The sequence below is a fragment of the Bacillus sp. Y3 genome, assembly GCF_008123875.1.
Classification (GTDB): domain Bacteria; phylum Bacillota; class Bacilli; order Bacillales; family Bacillaceae; genus Bacillus; species Bacillus altitudinis.
In genome coordinates this window covers 79,619-104,044 of the sequence record NZ_VSSC01000003.1, presented here as the reverse complement: position 1 = coordinate 104,044, position 24,426 = coordinate 79,619, and the positions used below count along the sequence as shown (strand labels likewise).

Here is a 24,426-nt window from a genome sequence, read left to right as displayed (position 1 = left end):
ATGTCCTCCTTTATTGAACCGGTATATAACCATCAAGCGACTTCAGAAATGAGAGACCTTCAAGTGTAATCTTCGTTCCAGCTCTGCCTTTCCCTTTTGTCACATAGGCTTTTTTCTCAAGATCATCTAATCGACTCCTGACTTGTTGAGGGGTCAGCGGGATGTCGCCTTGTTTGCTTAACTCAGACAAGATACGTCTGCTGGCTGCTTCTCCTTTTTCATTTAGAGACTTAATGGCTTCGAGTAAGAAAACAAATTCTTGTTTCTCCATAAGCGTGAGCTGGTGTTCTTCTTTTTTACCTTTACCAGCTGTTTGTTGTGGTAATAATACAAAAGGTGGCAAGTGATGCAAGAAAACTGTTTGCCCTTCGAGAATTGCAGCTGCATAATGAACGATATTTTTGAGCTCCTGTACATTCCCTTCAAACGAATATTGCTGTAAGACTTCCCACACACTTGAGTCGATGTCAGGCGTCATGTTCAGTTCCTGAAAGAAAGAAGCGGTTAAAATAGGAATATCTGTTTTTCGATCTTCTAAGGGCGGGAGAGGGATATGAAGCACATTGAGCCGATAAAACAGCTCAGGTAAAAAACTGGACGAAACGCTCATCGCCTCTAATGATAAAGACGAAGAAGCAATGATTTTTGTTGCAGGAGAAACTTCGAGAAAACGAATGACCTGATGCTGCATAGGAATACTAAGTGCGCTGACTTCGTCTAAATAAATCACATGATTTGTCGCATGAGTAAATGCTTCCTGCAAAGTCACTTCATCTACAATGGGGCAGTAGATATGTTTCATCGAAGCCTGCGCAGCAAATGAATGGGCCATTTCTTGTGCAAAGCGTGATTTGCCTGTTCCAATTTCACCTGTGATCAACACAGGCTGATCGTTTTTCGTGAATTGTTTTGCCAAATGAATGGCGTGTTTTATATCTTGGTGTTCTCCATATATATTAGCAAACGGATGTGTGGTCATCGAGTGATTCCTTTCTTTTGGTTCTAATTGGTTTTATTATAACACCCAATTAGAACAAATGTATAGAAAAACGAAAAAGTTCATGAAATTTATCTCCGATCCATGATCTATTGGTTTATTTTTTGAATATTCATGTTATAATGACAAATTAAATAAGGTTAAAGAGAAAGGATCTTGTACATGAAACCGTTGCTCAAAGAAAACACGCTAATTCAAGTGAAAGACATCTTAAAAGCCCATCAAAATTTGAAGGATGTAGTGATTCATACACCACTTCAAAAAAATGAGCGACTTTCTGAACGATATGAATGTAATGTCTACTTAAAAAGAGAGGACCTGCAAGTTGTTCGTTCTTTTAAATTAAGAGGCGCTTTTAATAAAATGAGCCAGTTGCCAAAAGAAAAACTAGAAAACGGCATTGTTTGTGCCAGTGCAGGAAATCACGCACAAGGCGTTGCCTATTCTTGCAAATATTTAGGTATCCACGGGAAAATTTTTATGCCTGCTACCACACCAAGGCAAAAAGTATCTCAAGTGGAGCTTTTCGGAAAAGAATATGTTGACATTATCTTAACCGGAGATACCTTTGATGATTCGTATCATGAAGCAGTCAAATGCGGAGATAAGGAAAAGCGGGAATTTATCCATCCATTTGATGATTTAGATGTCATGGCAGGACAAGGAACAACTGCTGTAGAAATATTAAATGATATCGAAGTGGAGCCTCACTTTTTATTTGCAAGTGTTGGGGGCGGAGGTTTGTTATCTGGCGTTGGCACGTATATGAAAAATATCGCACCAGAAACAGAAATTATTGCAGTCGAGCCACTTGGTGCTGCCTCACTTCATGCTTCCCACGAGAAAGGGGAGGTTGTCACACTTGATTCAATAGATAAGTTTGTAGATGGAGCAGCGGTTCAGCGTATTGGCGAAAAGACGTTTACATCGCTTCAGTCTGTTGTCGATAAGATTAGTCTTGTACCAGAAGGAAAAGTATGTACAACCATTTTAGAGCTGTATAATCAATGTGCCATTGTAGCTGAGCCAGCGGGTGCTTTACCGATCGCAGCTTTAGATGCACATCGTGAGGAGATTAAAGGGAAAAATGTCGTTTGTATTGTCAGTGGAGGCAATAATGACATTGGCCGAATGCAAGAAATCAAGGAACGCTCCATGATTTATGAAGGACTCCAGCATTATTTCATCGTTAATTTTCCGCAAAGAGCAGGTGCTCTCAGGGAATTTTTAGATGAAGTGTTAGGGCCAAATGATGATATCTCACGCTTTGAATATACGAAAAAGAATAACCGAAGCAAAGGACCAGCGCTTGTTGGGATCGAATTGAAAGAAAGAGATGACTATGCAGCGCTGATTGACCGAATGAATAAAAAAGGCTTCCACTATGTTGAAGTGAATAAAGATCAAGATTTATTCCACCTATTTATTTAGGCTTAACAGATAATTGGAAAAGAGGATTGATCGTTTGTGCTGCTCAAAACAATATGTTTTAGACGGATGGATGGAGCTCAGATCAAGGTAACAGAAGTCCCTGTTTTAAAGGGAGATGAATCCTATGGTTTCATGCTCACCTTTAGACTTGAAGCTTTCTTGAAAAAAGTCTATGTATCTAAGGGAAAGAGGCATGTGTACTCTTTCAGGGAGGATGTGAAACGTAACGTCAAGTGGAGCACATATGAACAGATCTACCAAGAGCCTACACTAAAACACAATGCGTAAATTGGAATCTTTGCCAAAGAGAGTGAGCGGCCATTTTCAAATGGGGGCTACTCATCTTGGCAAGGATTTTTTACATGAAAAGAAGAAAATGTGACAATTTCAAAAACGTTCTGACAGTTGTTTTCAAGTATGCACGAAATAAGGTAATATCATATGTAAAGACTAAGACAGCAAGGATGAGACGATAGTGAAACAAATTAAAATTGTAACAGATTCAACTGTGGACCTTCCGCAAGAAAAAATCAGTGATCTTTCCATTCATGTCATTCCGCTCAATATCTCCATTTCTGGGGTTGATTATATTGACCGAGTGAACATACAGCCAGATGAATTTATTGAAAAAATGGAGGCCGCTGAGGAACTGCCGAAAACGTCTCAACCTGCGATCGGTCAATTCGTCGAATTATATGAAAAACTGACGGCAGATGGAAGCGAAGTCATTAGTATCCATTTAACTGGTGGGATGAGTGGTACGGTTCAAACTGCTGAAAGCGCTTCTAAAATGGTAGACGGGAATATCACTGTCATTGATTCGAATTTTATTTCCTATGGTTTAGGGTTTCAAGTCACCAAAGCAGCAGAGCTTGCAAAAAAAGGGGCAAGCCGTGATGACATCCTCAAAGAAATGGACAAAATTCGTCTTAAAACAAAGCTATTTGTCACAATCGATACATTAGAAAATCTCGTGAAAGGTGGACGAATTGGAAGAGGAAAGGCGCTGATCGGTTCACTTCTTCATATTAAACCAATTGCCAGCTTAACAGACGGCATATACACACCAGAAGCGAATGTGAGAAGTTACTCCGCTCTTGTCCGCTATTTGACAAAACAGTATGTACAGGCGGTGAAAGGGAAAACCGTTCAGGCCATTGGGATTGCACATGCAGACGCATTAGAACTTGCAGAAAAGCTTAAAGCAGCACTGCTTGATCACACACCTGATGCACTAGTTGACATCGCTTATACAACACCGATTATTTCCTGTCATACTGGTAAGGGCGCTATAGGCTTTACTTTTTATACCGATTGATTGAAAAGGGGATGTAATGGTCATGTATACAAAAAGGGGAGCCTTATTTGGTGCGCTTACGATTATAAGCGTGCTTCTTTTAGTCTCATGTTCAAATGGACAAATCAAGGATGCATTAAATTATCAAATCCAGCCGTTTGAGTATCAAAACCAGGATGGTCAAAAGGTGTCTCTCGACGATTTAAAGGGGAAAGTCTGGGTGGCAGATTTTATTTTCACAAGCTGTGAAACGATTTGCCCGCCGATGACCGCACATATGACAGAGCTACAAAAACGGTTAAAAGAAGAAAAATTGGATGCGCACATTATTTCATTTAGCGTCGATCCAGAGGTGGATTCACCGAAAAAGCTAAAGGAATTTGCAAAAGCATATCCATTATCCTTTAAAAATTGGGATTTTCTCACTGGTTACTCGCAGTCAGCGATTGAAAAATTTGCAATGAAAAGCTTTAAGACGATTGTGAAAAAACCTGAAGACGAAGACCAAGTGATACACCAATCTCTGTTTTTCCTCGTTGATCAAGAAGGAAAAGTGATGAAAAACTATGATGGTGTTCAAAATACGCCATATGATGAAATCATCAAGGACATCAAAACACTGAATCGAAGCTAGCATAAGGATGTTCAAATGAGCGAAAACATGATACACTTTTTTAATCAGAAAAAGGAGGGACATCATCGTTTGAAGGCTCGTTTGATTTTGATTGTGATGTCTCTAGCTTTTGTTCTTTCTGCATGTTCCGCACAAGAGGCTGGCATAAAGGATAAACTAGAAGACACACAAAACGTAAAAGAACATATTACGATCGCAGCGGTTGGAGATTCCTTAACAGAAGGAATCGGAGATCAAAATAAAAAAGGGTATGCCGGCATCACCCGTGACAAGATAGAAGCGGTGGACGGTGTACAGTCTGTTACATTAAAAAACTATGCCATTAAAGGCAGTAGAACGGTAGATTTATTAAAAAGATTAAAAGAAAAAAAAGTGCAGGATGGACTGAAAGACGCTGATTATATTTTCTTTACGATCGGCGGAAATGACTTAATGCATGTCGTCCGTCAAAATGTGCTCAACTTGACATTTGCTCCTTTTCAAAAAGAGCAAGGTCCTTTTGAAGAGCGTTTTAAGACCATTCTTGCTCAATTAAGAGAGCATAATGACCATGCAAAGATCATGTATGTCAGTATGTACAATCCTTTTAAGTTCAGCTTGTCTGAGCTGAGAGACATTGATGAGGTCGTCAAAGACTGGAATGCTGCTGCCGAAAAAGAACTAAAAAAAGACGGCAATGCTGATATGATCGATGTAGCAGATTTATTTGAAGATGATCAAGATGAAAAATTACTGGCAGATGATGATTTCCACCCAAACCAAAAGGGGTACTCTCTTATGGCAAATCGTTTATTCTCAGAAGTGAAAAAAGAAGGACTGCCGAAGGAATAGGGTGAAAAGATGAAAAAATGGAAGAGTTTATTTTTTATTTTACTGTCAATTAATCTATTGATTGTTCTTGTATGCGGTATTTTTATGCTGCTGCCGAGCGATCAATCCGCTTCGAAAAAAGAAGTGAACAGCGAGTATGCTTTTAACATTTCTAGTTCAAAAGAATCACTCACCAGCTTTGTCAATGATTATTTGAAAAACCAAGGATCAAGCGATATGCCCGACTTTCATGTTGCGATTGACCAAGATGTGAAAGTAACAGGTGCAATCAAAGCTTTTTCTTCAACGATTAATGCAAATGTATCATTTACACCATCTGTTGAAGATAATGGGGATGTTCTGCTGAAAGTAGATGACTTTTCAATTGGACAATTAAGCATCCCAATCAGTTTTGTTTTAAGTTACATGGGTCAATTCTATGAACTGCCTGATTTCGTTCATGTGAAACCAGACCAAAAAACGGTGGAAGTGCGCCTTTCAGAAATGCCGCTGACGAATGATATGTATGTCAAAGCGAACAAAATTGATCTTGAGAATGATGAAATTGAATTCTCATATTATCATCCAAAGCAATAGAACGTGTAAGTCAGGAGTGAAACGATGAAGCGAGTCTATCAATATTTTAGTTTACTGTCGCTCTTATTTGCTGCATACTTTGGCATGACAGCTGCCTCTCATTTAAAAGCAGAAAATATCGACCAGTTTTACTTAAATATCGCCTATTGTGCATTATTTTTAGGTACCATGATTCTTGCTTTTGATTTTCAAAAACAAGAAAAAGCTGAAGATGTCTCGTAAATAGCCTTTTCCATTTGGAAAGGCTATTTGTCTTCTTTTCAGCGTGATTGAAAACCTTTGCATTCTAGGAAGCACGAGTACCGGCGCGGAGTGAATGTGACATTCGTGAGCACCGGCACGCAGGACTGACACCGAATGAGAGGGTTTGTCTACACACTGAGAGCCTTTTCCATTTGGAAAGGCTCTTTTTACATTTGGTGAGACAAGACGACTTTTGCCATTAGCTCTGGCTCTCCGTTTGCAAATCCATGAAGTAAAATAAGATAGGCCCGCTTTGTTTGCAGGTGAACTTTCGGAATATCTAGCAGTACACTTTGAGTACCGGCAGCTTTTAATTCAAAGTGATACTTATTCGGAGAGAAGTGGTGGGTTTGGGTGCCGTTCACATATCCGAGCTCCTTTGATAACATGCCTTGATCTCGTTCATATATATCAATGAAAGGGAGGTCTGGTGACAGCTGGATAAACGTGAGTGCTGATAGCTCTTCTTGCTTAATCAGCGAGTCTTGCTTTTCTGTGAGCAGCGCAAAGCCGGTACGAGCTCCTGTGATACATAGCGTGTAAGTCTCGTTTCCATTAATCATCATACGAGAAGAAAGAATTCTTTCTTTTGTAGCCAGCTTGAATACTTCTATCTCATAAACACCCTCATCCCATTCCATATAAGCAGACAGCTGACCGTATGGCAGCTTTTTTTGGATTGGCTGCTGATTTACAAATACAGCAAGCTCACTTAAATCCGGTGCAGCGTGAAATAATCGAATAACAGCTTTGGAAATGGTGTGTCTCGGATGGTATGGGGGAAAGGTAGCTAATGGACGATATAGAAATTGATTCATCTCGTAGAGCTGCTGCACGTCTTTATCCCTTCTTTCTCTGCAATGTGTTTTTTGTAGCGTATGCAAGAAAGGGACGATCTGTATAGGCAAAAGAAACATAGAAAAAAGCCTGACAAAAAGTGTCAGGCTCTCGTATTAAGAAGGAGATGAATATTGATGATATTCAGCCAACTTAATGAACGTTTTTTCATCCTCAATTAATCCGCAAACGCCACACTGGACTTTGATTTTCGGTCCTTGATAGTTCATGTGAAAAGGAGAAAGCTGATCTCCTTCATATGTTTCGACAATCGCTCCAGTTGCTGGATCAAGTTTCACAGGTTCTGAATGCTGCTCGATGAGATTAAAACGCGTTCTGTTGGTTTTGCAGTTCGGACAAAGATATGGACTTGTCATGGTTCATTCCACCTTTTTATCCGTAGCATGTCCTCCACGCTAAAATCTATGCTTAATCCTTTTGACTTTTATCCAGCTTTTTAAATAATTTGATCATCGTTTTCAGTTCTTCATCATCAAATGATTCAAATCGTTCCATGAAGTATTCTGTTTTCTTTTTCTCAAAATGCTCAGTAATTTCCTTACCCTTATCGGTTAAGTGGATTTTGATGATGCGTCGATCCTCTTTTGAACGGATACGAGTGATCCAGCCTTTTTCTACAAGTGTGTCGGTTACAGCTGTAATATGGCTTGCTGATACACCGAGAATTGAGGCGAATTCCGTTACTTTTTTTGCGCCTTGTTCACGCAGCAGATTTAAAATGAGAAATTCATTCCGAGATAATTCGTTTTCAAGCAGGCTGTTAATTTCATAACGTATTTGCTTAAATACGGTTCTCAGTAAAGTATCCATTTCATACATCATTTGTTTTCTTTGTTCCAATCATTAAACCCCCATTATATTTTAAGATACGACAGAATGCTTTCTTTTGTTTTTAGGTATACAAGTCGTATCATTTTCATTATTTTTTATCATGTTATAATATGATGATACCATTTTTTAAATGAAGGGGGCACTAATATGTCTGAAAAACAAGAATTAGCCACATTTGCTGGAGGCTGTTTCTGGTGTATGGTTAAACCTTTTGATGAACAGCCAGGCATTATCAAAGTTGAATCAGGGTATACTGGCGGACATACAGTGAATCCAACCTATGAGGAAGTATGTACAAATACGACAGGCCATAGAGAAGCCGTTCAAATTACCTTTGATCCAGACGTTTTTCCGTATGAGAAGCTATTAGAACTATATTGGCAGCAAATAGACCCAACAGATGATGGAGGACAATTTGGTGATAGAGGAGAGTCCTACCGTACAGGGATTTATGTCCACAATGAAAAACAAAGGCAATTTGCAGAAACATCAAAAGAGCAGCTGAGCCAAAGCGGAATTTTCCAAAAGCCAATCGTGACAGAAATTTTAGAGGCTGGCCCTTTTTATCCTGCTGAGGAATATCATCAGCATTATTATAAAAAGAACAAAATGCACTACGAACGATACCATGTCGGTTCGGGCAGAGCAGGTTTTATTCAATCTCATTGGAGTGATAAATAATGGCTAACGAAAAAGAGCAGCGCATCAAAGAATTAAACCGAATGCAGTACGAAGTGACGCAAAATAATGGAACTGAGCCGCCATTTCAAAATGAATTTTGGGATCATAAGGAAGAGGGCATTTATGTAGATATCATTTCAGGCAAACCATTGTTTTCTTCTTTAGATAAATTTGATGCCCATTGCGGCTGGCCAAGTTTTACAAAACCGATTGAAGATCAAGAGGTAGAAGAGAAAGTAGATACGAGCCATGGCATGGTGCGGACAGAAGTTCGCAGTAAGACGGCCGACTCTCACCTTGGTCATGTATTCCCAGACGGCCCAGGGCCAAACGGTCTTCGGTATTGTATTAATTCTGCCGCTTTAAAGTTTATCCCGAAGGATGAGCTTGAAAAAGAAGGCTACGGTCATTTGAAACACATCTTTCAATAATTGATTTAAAAATCGTCACATGGAAGTCAGCTGCTTCCGTGTGACGATTTTTTTATTTTTTATGGTGTGTATGATGTAATTGTTCAATGATGTGAAACAGTTTCTCTTTTGTAATGAGCGGTGCTTCGTTTGATGTGTAATGGGTCAAATGGACTTTTTGAAAATGAGGGTGAAGATGTGGTCTTGGTAAAATGGCGTAAAATTGTTCATGTTCAAACAGTGCATCTCCCTCGTGAGGGAATGTGAGTTCCTCGTGAAGTTTTTCTCCAGGTCTTTTGCCGACAACGAGAATATCAGGAGAAGGAACGTTGATCTGACCGGCATATTCATGAAATGCTTTCAATAGATCAGCCAGTTGTAATGACTCCATCTTGAGGATGAATGTTTCGCCGCCTTTCATCATGATAGCTGCTTCAAGTGTGAGGGATACAGCTTCTTCGATAGACATAAAAAAGCGTGTCATCTTAGGATCAGTTACAGTTAGAGGTTGTTCATTTAACAACTGTTGAAGCATGATGGGGATGACGGAACCCCTTGATCCAAGCACATTGCCAAACCGGACAGAGCAAAATCTCGTTTTCTGATTTGAAATACTTTCATTCGCTTGAAAAAACAATTTTTCTGAAATTAATTTTGTAGCTCCCATGGCATTTGTCGGAGAAACCGCTTTGTCGGTTGAAATGTTCACAACATGACTGACTTCATGTTCAAGTGCTGCTTCGATGACATGCTGTCCGCCGATGATGTTGGTTTGGACAGCTTCAAACGGATTATCTTCGCAGGTGGGTACTTGTTTGAGTGCAGCTGCATGGAAGATGATATCTACCCCTTTGACAAGCTGCCTGACGCGGCTTGCATCCCTCACATCTCCAAGTGCAAATACAACCTCTGGATGCGCCGCATATTCATTTTTCATCATGTATTGTTTACTGTCATCTTTACTGAAGACAATGACCTTTTTAGGAGAGCAGGCTGTTAATTTTTTCACAATCTGCCGGCCAATCGAACCCGTACCGCCTGTGACCAAGATGATTTTGTCACGAAAAAAGGTCTTCAAACTCGTTTCTATTTGTTTGGACATATCTAATCCCCCAACTCTCAATTCTCTACTTTGCATCATATGTGAAAGAGTGGAAGACGTTTGAGGAAAAGAACCACTTCATGCATAAATTAGGTGAACCAATTATAACCATCTGCTTGACGACTTAATAGAATATGTAGAGATAGAAGATTAAGTAGAATAGCGAGGCACCTGAAGACTTCAGTACGGCGATCAGTACGGCGATCAGTTCAGCTCTCAGAATGTATTCACTGATACTGAGCTGCGCGAGGGGAGAAGATCATACATGTATAGGGGAAATCGTATTTTAGCCATGATACCAGCTTTTAGCAGCAAGCAGGGGCATCATGCTGAACACATTCGCGTATTGGCGGAGCGGCCGCTAATCTATTGGACCATTCAGCCATTATTACAAATGATTGAATTAGATGAAGTCATCGTATCTTCAGAGGATGTGAATACTCAAATCATTTCGGCCCACTATGGAGCAAATGTGATTGAACTGCCAAGCACACATGTGACGGAACAAACACCTTCTTTAGTAGCTGTGAAGCACGCACTTGCTTATTTAGAACGAGAGGGAAAAACGTTTGATATTGTTTTGTATTTGCATCCAGCATCACCACTAAGGCAGACGGCAGATATTGAGAACTGCTTACAGCTTCTAGTAGAGGGAGGATATGATTGTGCTGCTTCTTTTACAGAGGCGTTAGAAAATCCAAATGAAACTTGGACACTTCATGACACCAATGAAGCCAGCCTGTATAAGGACAATCATTATTTTTTTGTACCAACTCAGGAGCACCCTTATACGTATGGGCGTTTAAATGGAGCTGTCTATGCGTTTCATGTTCCATATGCAAAAGAATGCATTCATTCCTTTTTAGAAGGATCTGTTGGTGCATATATGATGGATCATGCGCAATCGCTTGTTGTGAAAAGTGAGGAGGATCGGAAAAAGGCAGAGAAGATTTTATTGGCTCGACAAGATGCAGAAGGAACGGCATAAGATGATGACAATTAGAAAAAGCGCCCGGTCATAGGGCGCTTTTGACTATTTCATAAAGTCTGTAAGGTAGCGTATCAAATGTGTTCCAGCGAATGACTTGCTCGTAATTGTTCTCTGCAACCGATTGTCTTTGTTGAGGGTTTTTTACATAGTGCTCGACCTGCTTAATCAAATCGTTTTCATGTGTGTAAAAAGCGAAGCTTGAAAATGCCTGTGACGGTTGTAGATCTGTCAACTGAAAGCCTCCGCTTGCAGCGATATCAAATGCTCTGTTGTTAAGACTCATATTTTGAACATTGGCTTTGTTTTGATTATAGGCAAATTGCGCGGGCCTGTGCGGATTCAGAACAATGGCTGATGTTTGATAGATGTTTGCCATCTGCTCGGGACTCAGCCAGTGGGTCATCAGTGAGAGATCATGATATCGTCTGCGTGATTTATTCAACACGCGATGCCACTCTTTTCCTGCTACGAGAATGCGCCATTTGTTTTGATGTAAGAGTGTATTGATGGCTTTGATGCGGTTTGGATAAGGGTAGCCAATGAGTGCAATGTCATAAATGCACGACTCATGTGGTGATTCTTTTTTCTGAAATACGTGTGTATTGGTTGGAATGGGAAAGTAGTGCGTGTGATCAGCCCCCATTTGTTTGTAAAATGACAAAGCACCTTCGTCAATCGTTAAGATCAGCTGTGCATCACTTACGCATGCAGCTGACACATCTATATAAAAAGGGTCTTCTGTCATCCACAGTACAACGGGGATCTTTTCTTGTTTGAATTGATGAAGCAGTTCTGTTGGAATATGATCACCGATCATCATGAAAACAAAATCCGGAGAAAATGTCCGGATTTTGTGCATATAAGCGGGTAGAGTTTCCCTTTCCACCTTGATGCATGAAAAGGGGGAATCAATGAAGCTATCTTCTATCCATTGATCAAACATCCGATAGATTCCACCGTAGCCAGAGCTGATATAAAGAAGCTTCATGATGGCCCTCTCACATTAAGATGTGAACGTAACACTTTCTACTTTATCTACATCTAATAGAGTCGTTGCAGAGCCCGTAGGTGTCACAGAGCTTTCTTGTGTGACGAAAACAACACCTGTTGAAGCATCGAATGATACGAATTGAACGGGTCCGATTAAGTCACCTGAGTCCATGACAATGCTAATGACTGTTCCAGGTGCAAGTCTTGCAAAAATCCATCTTGCTGGTTGAGATACGTCGAGTGTTGTAGCAGAATCTGAAGGTGATGCTTCAGCTGCTACCTCACTAAATAAATCGTTCAATTTTTCTTCCACTTGAACTCCTCCTTCTTCGAGATTAACTGTTAACGCATGACTAAGCGGTTTGAAAAACAGCTTTAACAGCTCTTTTTTTAATTCGGCACGCTTTTCGCTCATGTTTTCCCCATCCTTTCTTCATCCATTCAAACACACCACTATGTATATGCCGTTCTCTTTTTTTGGTATAAGCAGAATGCTCATTCCTTGTTCTTTTTTTCATTTAATGACTTCACACATTTTTGAAAAATGTTTTCAAATGCTGATGCTAAATGAAGTGATCCTCATACTCTAGTAAAGATCAAACGAGAAGAAAGAGGGAATCTGAATGGAATTTGAACAACTATTAAATGGCTGGAACGAAGAATTACTAGAAACAGAAGGAATACTTGAAGTTGTGTTGATTATACTTCTTCTTCATCTTTTAGAGGAAAGTGAGGAAGGGAGTGCGTCAGAGATTAAAGAATTGCTGCGCCCGTGGCTTGAGCTCGGTATTCCGCTGCCGCGTGTTCATTTAGTCAATGGAGATGTGTTGCAAAACGTGGTTGTCGTACAATTGTTTGACTCAGTAGCAGTCTTTAAAAATGCGACAAATCAGCTAAGAGTAAGTGTTCCTTATGTGAACATTGTCAGCTGGGGGGCTTTTTAATCTATTTAAAAAAGGATAATGGTCATGAAAGTATCAGTGATATTAACAAGCTACAACAAACCTGATTTCATTGAACGTGTGTTAAAGAGTGTGGTAGAACAAACGTATCAGCATTGGGAGCTTTTGATCATGGATGATGGCTCTGAACAAGAAACGATCCAAAAGATGCAGCCTTATTTAGTGGATAAGCGCATTCAATTGTATTCTCATCAAATTCATCCTGCAAACCGGCTGAAGACTGTACGTTATGCAACGCTAATTAATGAAGCATTAACACGTATAACAGGTGAGCTGGTTTGTTATGTAACTGATGATACAGTCTACAGAAAAGATCGTTTAGAGAAAATGGTCGAGGTTTTTCAATCGAAGCCTCACATAGATATCGTCTATTCCTCGCAACGTGTCGTGCATGTGAATCAGCATTTGGTGGAAACGGCGAGCTTCGTTCGAGAAGCAGATCAAGTGTTGGAGCATGCATCCTTTCAAGTCGACCATTGCTCTGTTATGCATAGAAGCCGGCTGCTTTCGCTTATTCATGAAAAATATGGACAATACTGGGCTGACGAACCAAAACATTGGCATCATGCTGACTCTGTGTTTTGGATGAGACTGAATCATTTTGCTGCGTTCTTTCCATTACAAGAAGTACTTGATACCACATATAAAACGCCACAATCATTCCATCATATGTTTGCGAGTATGCCCTACGATTTAATTGACGGAGCTGTGATTGAAAGAGAAGGCGCTTATTATCAAATCGCTCACGGATATCTTCATCGTATTGACAGGCGCTGGGTGAATGAAAAAAACAGGCGTGCGATTCGTGTTCCCTCGTTATGTGCGATGAAATATGAAATGAACGAGCCGCTGACAGTCCCAAATTATACAGTCGTCACCGCAGATAACGGCAGAACATTTTATTATATTGAACATCAGACAAAAAGACGGTTTGCTTCAAAACGTGATGTGCAATATTTTCAGTTTCACCAAAAGGAGATATACACGGTAACAAAAGAGCAGCTGGAGACGTTTGAGGAAGGCAGCATCATTCAAGTATCTCCAATATTCAGCCCGCCAAATAGACGGCTGTTCAAATGGAAACAAGATGTCTATTTATTTGTGCATGATACCTTTTGCCGCATTGTCCCTGAGGTAGTGAAAATATTTGCATTTTACCATCAGCCAATCAAACTACAGCCTTCTCAATTTGCATTTTTTCAAGAAGGAAAGCCAATTGTGCCGCTGTATATGGAGTCTCTTCAGGAATTTGACTTGTCTCTTTATCAAACGTCAGGGCGAAAGCACTCCTCCTAAGAGGGGTGCTTTTTTTAGAATAGATGAAAAAAGCAGGAGATCGACAGGAAAAAGCGAATCGTGAAAAGGATAGAGGAACACGTTGAACATCATCAAGCCGCTGAAAATTGGGCAATACAGTGCCGAATTTTCGGCATAGAAAGTGAGGGGGAAATAGTGGGGAAGGTTGTCGAAAGAGCGGATTGGTTTGAATTAATTTTAGAAGCCATCGATGAAGCGATTCACGTTGTAGACGATCAAGGGGTCACCATCTTTTATAATCATAATGCAGCGAAGTTCGACTGTTTAGCGAAAGAAGAGGTGATTGGCAAGTACATACTGGATGTGTATCCTTCATTAACTGAAAAGACAAGTACACTCATGCATGTACTTAGAACAGGAAAACCCATTTATCATTCGTTGCAAACCTATTTGAACAAAAATGGAGAAAAAATTGAGACCGTCAACACCACACTGCCCATTATGGAAGGCAGTAAGTTAATTGGGGCGGTAGAAGTAGCGAAGGATGTGTCGAAGCTGTCGGCGCTTTCGAATCGTTTAGATCAAAAAAAACGAACGGATGGTGCCGCGGAGACCACTCAAATGCTCGATTTTTCTTCATTTTTAACAAATGATCCACACTTAAAAGAGATGCTGGAGAAAGCGAAAAAAGCTGCTGCATATCCTTCGTCGGTTATGGTCTTCGGGGAAACTGGGACAGGAAAAGAGGTACTCGTACAAGCGATTGTTCATGCATCTGATCGGAAAGATCAAGTCTTTATCCCGCAAAACTGCGCTGCTCTTCCAGAATCGCTGCTTGAAAGTCTTTTATTCGGGTCTGTCAAAGGAAGTTATACGGGCGCAATAGATCGCAAGGGGCTGTTTGAATTAGCAGATGGCGGTACGCTTTTTCTTGATGAGCTGCAAGCGATGCCGCTTACGCTTCAAACAAAATTACTGCGTGTGTTAGAGGATGGTGTTGTCCGCCGGATAGGTGATGCAAAGGCGGTTCAAGTAAATGTCAGAGTGATTACTGCCCTCAATATCGACCCATTTGAAGCCGTTAAAAAACAAATGTTAAGAGAAGACTTATTTTATAGACTGCATGTGTCATCATTTCATATCCCGCCGCTTCGCACCAGGAAGCATGATATCCAGCTGTTATCCCGCCACTTTATTCAAATGTATCATCAGCAATTTTCAAAAAACGTCAACCGCCTTTCAGAAGAAACTGTCCAAGTATTTATGGCCCATCAGTGGCCAGGGAATGTCAGAGAATTAAAACATACGATCGAGCATGCCGTCTTGATGATGCCAAAGGAAGCAGAAGAAATCACCCCAGCATATCTCCCTGCCCATTTGCGGACGCATCAGATAGAAAGTCATCCACCAGAGTCCTCATTAAAAAGTCAAGTGACGTCATTTGAACAAACGCTGATTCAAGAAGCTTTAAGACAGCACGCAGGGAATATTAAGCAAACAGCAGCCGCTTTAAAGATTCCTCGACAAACATTGCAGTATAAACTAAAAAAATATACAGATGCCGAAAAGTAGGCACTTCAAACAGGTGAATGTGACGGAAAAGCTCCTTTTGTAAAGAATAGGGGCATTTTCCCATGTTGGCACATAACTTGCATAGTATAAAGTGAATGCTGATAGGGGGAATGGATATGAATCAAAAACTGTATCAACCTGCGCGACATTGGAAGGACATTGAACTTTGGAAGGACGTACCCGAGGAAAAGTGGAACGACTGGATTTGGCAGCTGACGCATACGGTCAAAACGCTTGAAGATTTAGAAAAAGTCGTGAACTTAACAGAAGAGGAAAAAGAAGGGGTGAAAATTTCCACGAAAACCATTCCACTCAACATAACACCCTACTATGCCTCACTGATGAATCCAGACGATCCAAGATGCCCAATTCGTATGCAGTCTGTACCAATTGCAGAGGAGCTTCATAAAACAAAATATGACCTCGAAGATCCGCTCCATGAAGATGAGGATTCACCTGTTCCAGGTTTAACGCACCGCTACCCAGATCGTGTGCTGTTTCTTGTCACAAATCAGTGCTCCATGTACTGCCGCTATTGTACGAGAAGGCGCTTTTCCGGTCAGATCGGGATGGGCGTGCCGAAAAAGCAATTAGATGCCGCCATTGGATATATTAGAGAAACCCCTGAAGTGCGGGATGTGTTAATTTCAGGCGGTGACGGGCTGTTAATTAATGATCAAGTGCTTGAATACATTTTGAAAAACTTACGAGACATTCCTCACGTTGAAATCATTCGAATTGGAACACGTGCACCGGTCGTGTTTCCGCAGCGAATTACAGATGAATTGTGTGAGATTTTAAAAAAATATCATCCAGTTTGGCTGAACACTCACTTTAATACAAGCATTGAAATCACAAAAGAAGCGAAAGAAGCGTGTGAGCGCCTTGTCAATGCTGGCGTCCCTGTTGGTAATCAGGCGGTGATCCTAGCAGGAATTAACGACAGTGTGCCAATTATGAAGAAGCTGATGCATGATCTCGTCATGATTCGCGTCAGACCTTATTATATTTATCAATGTGATTTATCTGAGGGGATCGGCCACTTTAGAACACCGGTTTCAAAAGGCCTTGAAATCATTGAAGGCTTAAGAGGACATACGAGTGGTTATGCCGTGCCAAGCTTTGTTGTAGATGCACCAGGCGGAGGAGGTAAGATCACCTTACAGCCAAATTATTTATTATCTCAAAGCCCAGAGAAAGTGGTCCTGCGTAACTTTGAAGGTGTGATCACCTCTTATCCGGAGCCAGAACATTACGTCGCAGGCCAAGCAGATGCGTATTTTAATGAAATCTATGAAGAAAAGAAAGAACCCGCCATTGGCATAACTGCTCTATTTGAGGATGAAGCAAGATCCTTTACGCCTGAAAATTTAAGCCGAATGAAACGAAGAGAGTCTTATGAAACGAATCCTGAACATGATACGCTCAAAAACAAACGTGAAAAACGAGATGAATTAAAAGAGAAGAAATATCAAGCCCAGCTCAAAAAAGAACAAACCGTAAAGGAGGAGAAATAAAGTTGCTGACATGTGATTGGTGTGAGGAGAAGAAAGCGAACGCAGGACAGACCACAGTCTATTGGGAACTCATCACGGGCACACAATCGATTGAGATTTTGGAAACGCCTTCGATTTCTTGCACGCATTGCGGGATGACGTATCAGAAGGATGAGACAGTAAAAGAGATAGAAGATCAATTAATTTTAGTCGATCAAACAAAACTTCCAGAAAAAATCTTATATGCAGAATTAATGAGCATGGAGCGGTTATTAAAGCGTAATTACTTTGATTTTTCTTCATAAGTTGTACCTCCGCCTATACAAGTCATCAAATTCCTGTATAATATAACAACAAAATAGAGTGTCGCGGAGGGAAAAACAGGTGAAGTCGTTTTACCATTATTTAATGAAGTATAGACATCCAAAACCGAAGGATGAAATCAGTCATTTTGCAAATGCTGCTTATGAAGATCACAGCTTTCCTAAAGCATCCACTGATTATCATGAGCTATGTGCCTATTTAGAGTTAAATGGGGACTATTTAAGCTCCATGACGACATTTGACGAGGCTTTTGAGCAATACGAAGTAGAAGTCAAAAAAAAATAACACACACAACCGCTTGTTCCGTATGGAAGAAGCGGTTTTTTCATGAAGAAATAAAATGGCGTTTTGCATGGTGTGGTTGCCCATGCAGAATTCCTTGCGCCGGCATACGATACGTTAAGACCAAAAGTCGGGCAAGGGGGAGACAGAATGAAGGCGAAAGCACCAAAATATAAAGTAGGGGATATTGTCGTCGTTGTCATGTACGGCACAGTTGGAACGATAACAAAAGTCCATCAAATTGACCAGCATTATTTATATGAGGTCAATCATAATGAGGTGCTTTATTTTGAAACATCACTCCAGCTTTACGATGAGTACGACGGGGTGATAGTGGATACAGAAAAGCTGGACATTGAATATGAGTTCCTCATTGGCGATGTTGTATATGTAAAGGATTACGGGAAAGAGCTATTTAAAATCATTGGTCATCGGACTGAAATATGGCGTTACCTTGAAGATGGCTGGGAAGATGTCATTTATGAACTGACAAGGTTAAAAGACGGAGAATGGTTGGAAACAGAAGAAGAAGACTTGACGCTTGTTCTAAGGAAATATGAGATGGATCAGTTTGTTCATCAGCTTCTTTTTGTGCATTACGTTGGAGAAACCTCAAAAGAAATAGAGGAAGATATGGTGCAAACCGCTCTATTACAGTTAGAAGAGAAACAAGAAAGCGAAGCATCACTAGAATTTCTCGCTGTATCTATAGTGGATGAGCTTCTTGATATTTACAATGATTATAAAATTCTCTATGAATTTTTCAAAGACCCAGAATATAAGGATATGATGGACTTTATTTTGGAAAGTTTAAACGAGCATTTTGGTTAAAAGAAGACTTGTCCTAACACGAATAAAAAGTAAGGAACACAGAAAAAAGCAATCACATAAAACCATCCCCTCAAGATACGGCCCATCACCTGATCAAAAGTATGTCCATCTAAAATGCTTAACCATTTCATTGCCTCATGCCCCTTTTCTTTTCGTTTACTGCATTTATATGTATGGAATGAGCCATTATGACAAACTGTAATAAAAATAAGGCAGCGTTCATACATCATAAAAAAGGAGGCGGAAAGCAATGAAAGAAGCAGATTTGGTGATTGATACAGAGGAAATTGCAGAATTCTTCTACATGGAGCTGGTCAAAAGAGGGTACATACCATCTGAGCTGGAAACGTTTGAGCTTGCCGATATTACATTTGAATATATGCTGAGGAAAGCAATGATAGTTGAAGAAGAGGCACGGTAGGCACTATACTTTGAAGAGATTCTGAGTAGAAAGGGAGGGGAATTGTTTCGCGTGTATGTGATCATTTTTTTCCTTTTGTTTGGCGCCATCGCTGCGCTTATGGTATCTGGTAAGTTTCAGGAATTGGACAACCAGATCATCTTATCGTTTGAGAACATTAGACTTCCTTTTTTAAATGATGTCATGCTGACTTTGACTGACTTTGGTATCAGTGCGCTGCTTGTCCCAATCATGCTCATCTTTAGCGTGATGCTGTTTATGTATAAACGCTACCACTCTATTATGCTGCTTTTTCTACTATATATAGCAGAAAAAACGGTCAATCATGAACTGAAAGGACTGTTTGCTAGAGAGCGTCCGGCCTTTGATCATCTAGTGAATGAGACCTATTACAGCTTTCCGAGCGGACATTCTATGAATGCAGCAACGATCTATCCATTTATCGCCTATCTATTCATTGAAATGATTCCGTGGCTGAAAAAGAGACAAAAAGCAGTCTATATGGTGACAGGATGTTGTGTGCTGATGATCGGCATCAGCAGGATGTATATCGGTGTTCATTATGTCACTGATGTAGCAGGAGGCTTTGCGATAGGACTAGCTTTATTTCTCATATGTAAAAAGATTGACGAAAAATTGTCCGTCATTCGACAAAAATAGAAGAAGGAAATTCATAGATCCCAGCCAATTTTATATAAAAGGGGAGGGATTTGAATGCAATTGACGTTGAGATTTTTTCAAAAGAAACCTTCAGCTTATCACTTAACCATTTATCAAACACCTGAATATGGTGCAGAAAGCGGGCATCAGCCTGTGTACCGGACAAAGATTGGCGGCAGGACACACCTTGATGTACTGGAAAAAGCATTCTCGACATTTAATGTACAAGATACAGTCCCTAATGATTACAATGCACGGTTTATCACAACTGGGGATATCGTTGTGATTGATGACCAGAAAAAAGGGAAGTGCTACTACCAGCTCTTTCCGGCAGGATGGAAACGCAGTGAACGCCTAATGACGATGAGTTAAATATAAACGACGATGCCAGCTTTACTTTCAGCTGGTATTTTCTTTTTTGAACGCAATCGTTTATAATAAATGGGACTAAACACATGTTAAACGTAAGTGGAGGCTAAAAAATGAGTGTACATATTGGAGCAGAAAAAGGACAAATTGCAGAAACGGTATTGCTGCCAGGCGATCCGCTTCGTGCGAAATATATTGCAGATACATACTTAGAAGATGTTGTGTGCTATAACGAAGTGCGCGGCATGTATGGTTATACTGGAACATATAAAGGAAAACGCATTTCTGTACAAGGTACTGGAATGGGCGTACCGTCTATTTCGATCTATGTGAATGAGCTGATCCAAAGCTATGATGTTCAAAACTTAATCCGTGTTGGCTCTTGCGGAGCGATCAAAAAAGATGTCAATGTACGTGACGTCATTTTAGCTCAAACATCATCAACAGATTCTCAAATGAACCGTGTGGCATTTGGACCGATTGATTACGCACCATGTGCTGATTTTGGTTTACTGAAAAAAGCCTACGACACAGCAGAAGCGAAAAATGTAGCTGTGCGTGTTGGGAATGTATTTACAGCAGACCAGTTTTATAATGAAAAACCACTTGAGCTGATGGACCAATATGGAATTCTAGCGATCGAAATGGAGACAACGGCTCTTTATACGCTTGCTGCAAAATTTGGCAGAAAAGCGTTGTCGATTCTGACAGTGAGCGATCATGTGCTAACAGGAGAAGAAACAACTGCTGAAGAGCGTCAAACGACATTTGACGAAATGATCTTAATTGCACTAGATTCTGTTTTATAATAGTATAAAGGGTGTGCTACGATGTAGCGCATCTTTATTTTTTTAGTAGAGCAAAAGGAAGGTATGTCATGAAGAAAAGCTATAAAATACTCTCAATCGCATCGATTCTTGGTTTGACGGCCGCATTATCAGGCTGCCAGTTGCTGGATCAGAAAAGCGGTACCACTGAATCTAACAAAACAAACGAACAAAAGAACGCAGCAAGTTCATCATCCCAGCAAAACTCAAACGATACGGCAGATTCATCTAATCAAGAGCTGACGTTAAAGAGTGAATATTTCAATGACATCAAGGTAGTGAGCGGACTGAAGACCATTCAAAACCCTGAAAATGTGCTTGCTTTAGTGAACAAAGAATATGCACTGCCAGGAACCTATAAACCTTCTGATCTCGTTGTACCAAAAGTGGAATTCTCTTTTTCAGAGGATATTGAAAAACGATATATTCGAAAAGAAGCAGCGGAGGCACTTGCGAAGTTATTCAAAGGTGCTAAAAAGGAAAACTTTGAGCTCGCAGCAGTATCTGGCTATCGTTCCTATGATCGTCAAAAAGTCATTTTTGATAGTGAAGTGAAACTAAAAGGGAAAGAAAAAGCCCAAGAAGCCGTAGCCTTACCAGGCGAAAGTGAACATCAAACAGGTCTAGCTATGGATATTTCCTCAAAAAGTGCCGGCTTTGAAATCTCTGAAAAATTTGGTGAAACACCTGATGGTAAATGGGTAGCCAAAAACGCTTATAAATATGGCTTTATCATCCGTTATCCAAAAGGGAAAGAAGACATCACAAAATATGAATATGAGCCGTGGCACTTGCGCTATGTAGGGAAAGAAGCTGCAAAAGCGATGCACGATCATGATTTAACATTCGAAGAGTATATGAACAAAGTGAAGAAAATATAAACAAATAAAAGGCCTCCTGAAGCTGGGAGGCCTTCTTTTATACGCCGTTTTAAAAAAAGAGCAAACCTGCTAATGCGAAGCCGGTAATAAAACCGAGACCGATGCCATAAGCTGGACCCCAGCCATAATAGCCTCCGTAATAACCTCCGTAATAGCCAAAGCCTAAGCCCCTGCGGGACCCGCCGACTGGACGGATATAAACTTTGCGGTTTGACACCCGCTCAATACGTCCAACATGTACTCTGCCATTTCGATCAGTAATTCTAGCTACTTTCCCCATATGCTGCTGACAAAGTTTATAGTAGCGCTCCATGTTTTTCCTCCTTATGACAAACTCTTTTCACTCTTATCCTATGCGAAAGACTTCATAGAGTTTGGACAAAACATATAGGAGATTCGCTCATTTTATACTGTACATTCAAATACAAGGTGACTCAGATGTTCTCGGTGTGTTTGAATCAGGTCATAGTGTGTCTGTAATGTATCATAAAGAGAAGGTGGTATTTGATCTGATAATTCCATTTCGGTCGGCTCTTCCTGCACCATGTGTTCATCAAATGAGAGAATCTGAATGTCACGGAATCCTGCGGACGCTAACTGCCTTTTCCATTCAGGAAATGAAAAGAGGGAGTGAAACCCATAAAACTCCCGAATGGTTGCCTGTTCTTTTGAGGGGAGCGGCACTTTTAACACAGCCTCATTTGCGATCAATTGTTTTCCAGGAGCAAGCACCCGTTTGATCTCAGCAAGCGCAGCAGGTAAATGGGTAAAGCTTAAAACAGATTCACTGATCAGTAGAGAGAACGAGTCATCCGCAAATGGCAGGTGTTCGATCGATGCTTGCTGTGCACGGAAAGGTAGTTGTTCCCGCTCGAATCGCAGATTGGCTTTTTCAATCATCAAAGGGTGTGTATCAATCGCCTCTACTTCATAACCTAAATGTCCTAGATAGGCGGCTGTTTGTCCTGTGCCGCATCCAACATCCAGTATACGATCGTCAGACGCCAAGTGAAGATGCTCAATCATCGTTTTTGTTAGCTCAATTCCGCCAGGATGGGCACCTGATACACCAAAATAGGCAAGCATTTCTACATAGTCACTCATGGAATCCCTTCTTTCCTTATCATGTTTCTCTCTAAAGATTATGCATTGCAAGGCTAAATGGCTTATCTTTTCAAATAGAAGTTTGATCCTTTGGTTGACGGATGAAGAATCGTCCTTGATAATAATGAAAGGAGATAAAGGTGGTGTTTTTTTGAAAAAACAATTAAAGTTCGTGATAGCCATTCTGGTGACAGCAGCGCTTTCCTCAGCGATTACATTTGTGATCACAAAACAAGGTGCTGTCAGCGTTTCAGGAGATGAGAAGTTTAGTAAACTCATGGCTGCATATACGAAGGTAAAAAACGAGTATTACGAAAAAACGGATGATCAAAAACTAGTAGACGGTGCGATTCAAGGAATGATTGCATCACTTGATGATCCATACTCTACATATATGGATCAGGAGGAAGCCGAAGGATTTAACAACACGATTTCATCTTCATTTGAAGGAATTGGTGCACAAGTAGAAGAGAAGGATGGACAAATTTTAATTGTCGCACCGATTAAAGGCTCTCCTGCTGAAAAAGCTGGTTTGAAACCTCATGATCGTATTTTAAAAGTGGATGGTAAAAGTACAAAAGGTATGTCAGTGAATAAAGCCGTTTCTCTTATCAGAGGGAAAAAAGGAACGGATGTCAAACTGCATTTGAACCGACAAGGTGTTGGAAATGTGGATGTCACGATCACAAGAGATACGATTCCACTTGAAACGGTGTATGCAAAACTAACAAAAGATAAAATAGGCGAAATCCAAATCACGTCTTTTGCTGAAACCACGTCTAAAGAGTTAGATAAAGCGATTGATGACCTCGAGAAAAAAGGGGCAAAAGGTTTTGTCATTGATCTGAGAGATAATCCAGGCGGCATTATGACAGAAGCAATTGAAATGAGCAATGACTTTATCGATAAAGGAAAAGTCATTATGCAGGTTGAGGAAAAAGGAAAGAAACAAGTGTACAAAGCAGAAAAAGAACGCAAAGTTCATCAGCCGACAGTTGTTCTTGTAAACGGCGGTTCAGCGAGTGCTGCTGAAATCATGGCGGCAGCTCTGCACCAATCCTCTAGCATTCAACTTGTTGGAGAAAAGACATTTGGTAAAGGGACTGTTCAGAATGCGCAAAGCTACAATGATGGTTCTAGTGTGAAATTAACCATTGCCAAGTGGCTGACACCAGACGGGTCTTGGATTCACAAAAAAGGAATTGAGCCACAGGTGAAAGCATCTCTGCCGAGTTATGCGAAGCTGCCATACTTAAGTCCGAAAAAGACGTATCAACTGAATGATGATGGAGATGAAGTCAAAGCGGCTCAAAAAATGTTCCAAGCGCTTGGCTACAAAGCAAAAGCCAATGGAGAATATGATCAAGCATTCCAGTCGATCGTGAAAAGTTTCCAATCAGATCACGATCTAAAGGCTGATGGTATTCTGACAGGGGACACAACGACGGTACTGATGACAAACATCCAAGATAAGCTCAAGAAAAATGACACGCAAATGAAAAAAGCCATTGAAGTGTTGAAAAAAGAAATGAAATAGAAAAAGCAGTCCTCATCAGGGGACTGCTTTT

33 protein-coding genes are annotated in these 24,426 nt (G+C 40.5%); 23 read left to right on the top strand and 10 right to left on the bottom strand.

Annotated elements, in window-relative coordinates; translation table 11 throughout:
• Positions 1-10: 10 nt before the first annotated feature.
• Entirely contained in the window at positions 11-979 is a 969-nt protein-coding gene (locus FXF70_RS05430; protein WP_148779958.1) for a sigma 54-interacting transcriptional regulator, read from the bottom strand.
• 180 nt (positions 980-1,159) lie between these two features.
• On the opposite strand from FXF70_RS05430, the gene ilvA reads away from it, so the two are divergent.
• From ilvA to ypmT, 7 genes are all read left to right on the top strand, one after another.
• The gene (gene ilvA / locus FXF70_RS05425; protein WP_008346398.1) at positions 1,160-2,428 is read left to right on the top strand and encodes a threonine ammonia-lyase IlvA; all 1,269 of its coding nucleotides are present in this window, start codon (positions 1,160-1,162) and stop codon (positions 2,426-2,428) included.
• A 36-nt stretch (positions 2,429-2,464) separates the two neighbouring features.
• Positions 2,465-2,716, top strand: coding sequence for a YpmP family protein (locus FXF70_RS05420; RefSeq protein ID WP_008346400.1), 252 nt, complete (start codon positions 2,465-2,467; stop codon positions 2,714-2,716).
• Between the two features lie 187 nt (positions 2,717-2,903).
• Positions 2,904-3,746 carry a DegV family protein gene (locus tag FXF70_RS05415; protein ID WP_008346402.1) on the top strand — a complete coding sequence of 281 codons (843 nt, stop codon included), beginning with the start codon at positions 2,904-2,906 and terminating at the stop codon, positions 3,744-3,746.
• Positions 3,747-3,768: 22 nt separating this feature from the next.
• Complete coding sequence (locus FXF70_RS05410; protein WP_007500791.1) at positions 3,769-4,359, top strand: cytochrome c oxidase assembly protein; 591 nt, start codon at positions 3,769-3,771, stop codon at positions 4,357-4,359.
• Between the two features lie 69 nt (positions 4,360-4,428).
• On the top strand, positions 4,429-5,190 hold the full coding sequence (locus FXF70_RS05405) for an SGNH/GDSL hydrolase family protein (RefSeq protein WP_025207511.1): 762 nt from the start codon (positions 4,429-4,431) through the stop codon (positions 5,188-5,190).
• Positions 5,191-5,199: 9 nt separating this feature from the next.
• A complete protein-coding gene (locus FXF70_RS05400; protein WP_024718556.1) occupies positions 5,200-5,766 on the top strand; it encodes a YpmS family protein in 567 nt (188 codons plus the stop codon).
• 24 nt (positions 5,767-5,790) lie between these two features.
• The gene (gene ypmT, locus FXF70_RS05395; protein ID WP_008346409.1) at positions 5,791-5,988 is read left to right on the top strand and encodes a protein YpmT; all 198 of its coding nucleotides are present in this window, start codon (positions 5,791-5,793) and stop codon (positions 5,986-5,988) included.
• Positions 5,989-6,176: 188 nt separating this feature from the next.
• Here ypmT and FXF70_RS05385 read toward each other — a convergent pair whose 3' ends face one another.
• The 3 genes from FXF70_RS05385 to FXF70_RS05375 all read right to left on the bottom strand — a co-directional run bounded on the left by FXF70_RS05385 (position 6,177) and on the right by FXF70_RS05375 (position 7,707).
• Positions 6,177-6,845: a DUF4397 domain-containing protein gene (locus FXF70_RS05385; RefSeq protein WP_136944856.1), complete on the bottom strand. Its 669-nt coding sequence runs from the start codon at positions 6,843-6,845 to the stop codon at positions 6,177-6,179.
• Between the two features lie 117 nt (positions 6,846-6,962).
• Positions 6,963-7,223 carry a hypothetical protein gene (locus FXF70_RS05380; protein ID WP_008346413.1) on the bottom strand — a complete coding sequence of 87 codons (261 nt, stop codon included), beginning with the start codon at positions 7,221-7,223 and terminating at the stop codon, positions 6,963-6,965.
• Between the two features lie 52 nt (positions 7,224-7,275).
• Complete coding sequence (locus FXF70_RS05375; RefSeq protein ID WP_007500780.1) at positions 7,276-7,707, bottom strand: MarR family transcriptional regulator; 432 nt, start codon at positions 7,705-7,707, stop codon at positions 7,276-7,278.
• A gap of 138 nt (positions 7,708-7,845) precedes the next feature.
• Here FXF70_RS05375 and msrA point away from each other — a divergent pair, with 138 nt between their 5' ends.
• Positions 7,846-8,379 carry a peptide-methionine (S)-S-oxide reductase MsrA gene (gene msrA / locus FXF70_RS05370; RefSeq protein ID WP_060832402.1) on the top strand — a complete coding sequence of 178 codons (534 nt, stop codon included), beginning with the start codon at positions 7,846-7,848 and terminating at the stop codon, positions 8,377-8,379.
• Positions 8,379-8,810 (top strand): peptide-methionine (R)-S-oxide reductase MsrB, encoded by a 432-nt coding sequence (msrB, locus tag FXF70_RS05365; protein ID WP_041091280.1) that lies wholly within the window; start codon positions 8,379-8,381, stop codon positions 8,808-8,810. Before msrA ends, msrB begins: the two co-directional genes overlap by 1 nt.
• Positions 8,811-8,862: 52 nt before the next feature.
• Here msrB and FXF70_RS05360 read toward each other — a convergent pair whose 3' ends face one another.
• The gene (locus FXF70_RS05360) at positions 8,863-9,891 is read right to left on the bottom strand and encodes an SDR family NAD(P)-dependent oxidoreductase (RefSeq protein WP_017367463.1); all 1,029 of its coding nucleotides are present in this window, start codon (positions 9,889-9,891) and stop codon (positions 8,863-8,865) included.
• 265 nt (positions 9,892-10,156) lie between these two features.
• Here FXF70_RS05360 and FXF70_RS05355 point away from each other — a divergent pair, with 265 nt between their 5' ends.
• Positions 10,157-10,879, top strand: coding sequence for an acylneuraminate cytidylyltransferase family protein (locus tag FXF70_RS05355; protein WP_008346422.1), 723 nt, complete (start codon positions 10,157-10,159; stop codon positions 10,877-10,879).
• Positions 10,880-10,907: 28 nt separating this feature from the next.
• Here FXF70_RS05355 and FXF70_RS05350 read toward each other — a convergent pair whose 3' ends face one another.
• Positions 10,908-11,702 (bottom strand): CgeB family protein, encoded by a 795-nt coding sequence (locus FXF70_RS05350; RefSeq protein WP_231947208.1) that lies wholly within the window; start codon positions 11,700-11,702, stop codon positions 10,908-10,910.
• Positions 11,703-11,885: 183 nt separating this feature from the next.
• Positions 11,886-12,287, bottom strand: a complete 402-nt coding sequence (locus tag FXF70_RS05345; RefSeq protein WP_007500770.1) for a hypothetical protein — start codon at positions 12,285-12,287, stop codon at positions 11,886-11,888.
• A 208-nt stretch (positions 12,288-12,495) separates the two neighbouring features.
• On the opposite strand from FXF70_RS05345, the gene cgeC reads away from it, so the two are divergent.
• The 7 genes from cgeC to FXF70_RS05310 all read left to right on the top strand — a co-directional run bounded on the left by cgeC (position 12,496) and on the right by FXF70_RS05310 (position 18,596).
• Entirely contained in the window at positions 12,496-12,816 is a 321-nt protein-coding gene (cgeC, locus tag FXF70_RS05340; protein WP_007500768.1) for a spore maturation protein CgeC, read from the top strand.
• An 18-nt stretch (positions 12,817-12,834) separates the two neighbouring features.
• Positions 12,835-14,130 (top strand): glycosyltransferase family 2 protein, encoded by a 1,296-nt coding sequence (locus tag FXF70_RS05335; RefSeq protein WP_099496568.1) that lies wholly within the window; start codon positions 12,835-12,837, stop codon positions 14,128-14,130.
• 156 nt (positions 14,131-14,286) lie between these two features.
• On the top strand, positions 14,287-15,663 hold the full coding sequence (locus FXF70_RS05330) for a sigma-54 interaction domain-containing protein (RefSeq protein WP_099496567.1): 1,377 nt from the start codon (positions 14,287-14,289) through the stop codon (positions 15,661-15,663).
• Between the two features lie 116 nt (positions 15,664-15,779).
• On the top strand, positions 15,780-17,180 hold the full coding sequence (kamA, locus tag FXF70_RS05325; RefSeq protein WP_008346434.1) for a lysine 2,3-aminomutase: 1,401 nt from the start codon (positions 15,780-15,782) through the stop codon (positions 17,178-17,180).
• Positions 17,181-17,182: 2 nt separating this feature from the next.
• A complete protein-coding gene (locus FXF70_RS05320) occupies positions 17,183-17,464 on the top strand; it encodes a YokU family protein (RefSeq protein WP_048003315.1) in 282 nt (93 codons plus the stop codon).
• A gap of 79 nt (positions 17,465-17,543) precedes the next feature.
• Positions 17,544-17,768 carry a YozE family protein gene (locus FXF70_RS05315; protein ID WP_003215834.1) on the top strand — a complete coding sequence of 75 codons (225 nt, stop codon included), beginning with the start codon at positions 17,544-17,546 and terminating at the stop codon, positions 17,766-17,768.
• Positions 17,769-17,915: 147 nt separating this feature from the next.
• Positions 17,916-18,596, top strand: a complete 681-nt coding sequence (locus tag FXF70_RS05310) for a hypothetical protein (protein WP_008346441.1) — start codon at positions 17,916-17,918, stop codon at positions 18,594-18,596.
• Here FXF70_RS05310 and FXF70_RS19190 read toward each other — a convergent pair.
• Entirely contained in the window at positions 18,593-18,727 is a 135-nt protein-coding gene (locus FXF70_RS19190; RefSeq protein WP_017359686.1) for a hypothetical protein, read from the bottom strand. The genes FXF70_RS05310 and FXF70_RS19190 overlap by 4 nt on opposite strands.
• Before the next feature lie 119 nt (positions 18,728-18,846).
• Between FXF70_RS19190 and FXF70_RS05305 the strand changes: the two genes are divergently transcribed.
• From FXF70_RS05305 to FXF70_RS05285, 5 genes are all read left to right on the top strand, one after another.
• Positions 18,847-19,017: a YozD family protein gene (locus FXF70_RS05305; RefSeq protein ID WP_065460573.1), complete on the top strand. Its 171-nt coding sequence runs from the start codon at positions 18,847-18,849 to the stop codon at positions 19,015-19,017.
• A 51-nt stretch (positions 19,018-19,068) separates the two neighbouring features.
• Complete coding sequence (locus tag FXF70_RS05300) at positions 19,069-19,677, top strand: phosphatase PAP2 family protein (RefSeq protein ID WP_065460571.1); 609 nt, start codon at positions 19,069-19,071, stop codon at positions 19,675-19,677.
• 54 nt (positions 19,678-19,731) lie between these two features.
• The gene (locus FXF70_RS05295; RefSeq protein WP_007500756.1) at positions 19,732-20,049 is read left to right on the top strand and encodes a YodL domain-containing protein; all 318 of its coding nucleotides are present in this window, start codon (positions 19,732-19,734) and stop codon (positions 20,047-20,049) included.
• A 110-nt stretch (positions 20,050-20,159) separates the two neighbouring features.
• Positions 20,160-20,855 carry a purine-nucleoside phosphorylase gene (gene deoD / locus FXF70_RS05290; RefSeq protein ID WP_007500754.1) on the top strand — a complete coding sequence of 232 codons (696 nt, stop codon included), beginning with the start codon at positions 20,160-20,162 and terminating at the stop codon, positions 20,853-20,855.
• Positions 20,856-20,923: 68 nt separating this feature from the next.
• The gene (locus tag FXF70_RS05285) at positions 20,924-21,754 is read left to right on the top strand and encodes a M15 family metallopeptidase (protein ID WP_007500752.1); all 831 of its coding nucleotides are present in this window, start codon (positions 20,924-20,926) and stop codon (positions 21,752-21,754) included.
• Positions 21,755-21,803: 49 nt separating this feature from the next.
• Here the strand turns inward: FXF70_RS05285 and FXF70_RS05280 are convergent, their stop codons facing one another.
• Positions 21,804-22,067, bottom strand: a complete 264-nt coding sequence (locus FXF70_RS05280; RefSeq protein WP_017359682.1) for a hypothetical protein — start codon at positions 22,065-22,067, stop codon at positions 21,804-21,806.
• Positions 22,068-22,159: 92 nt separating this feature from the next.
• The gene (locus FXF70_RS05275; RefSeq protein ID WP_148779957.1) at positions 22,160-22,858 is read right to left on the bottom strand and encodes a class I SAM-dependent methyltransferase; all 699 of its coding nucleotides are present in this window, start codon (positions 22,856-22,858) and stop codon (positions 22,160-22,162) included.
• A 151-nt stretch (positions 22,859-23,009) separates the two neighbouring features.
• On the opposite strand from FXF70_RS05275, the gene FXF70_RS05270 reads away from it, so the two are divergent.
• Entirely contained in the window at positions 23,010-24,395 is a 1,386-nt protein-coding gene (locus FXF70_RS05270; protein ID WP_148779956.1) for a S41 family peptidase, read from the top strand.
• Positions 24,396-24,426 lie beyond the last annotated feature (31 nt).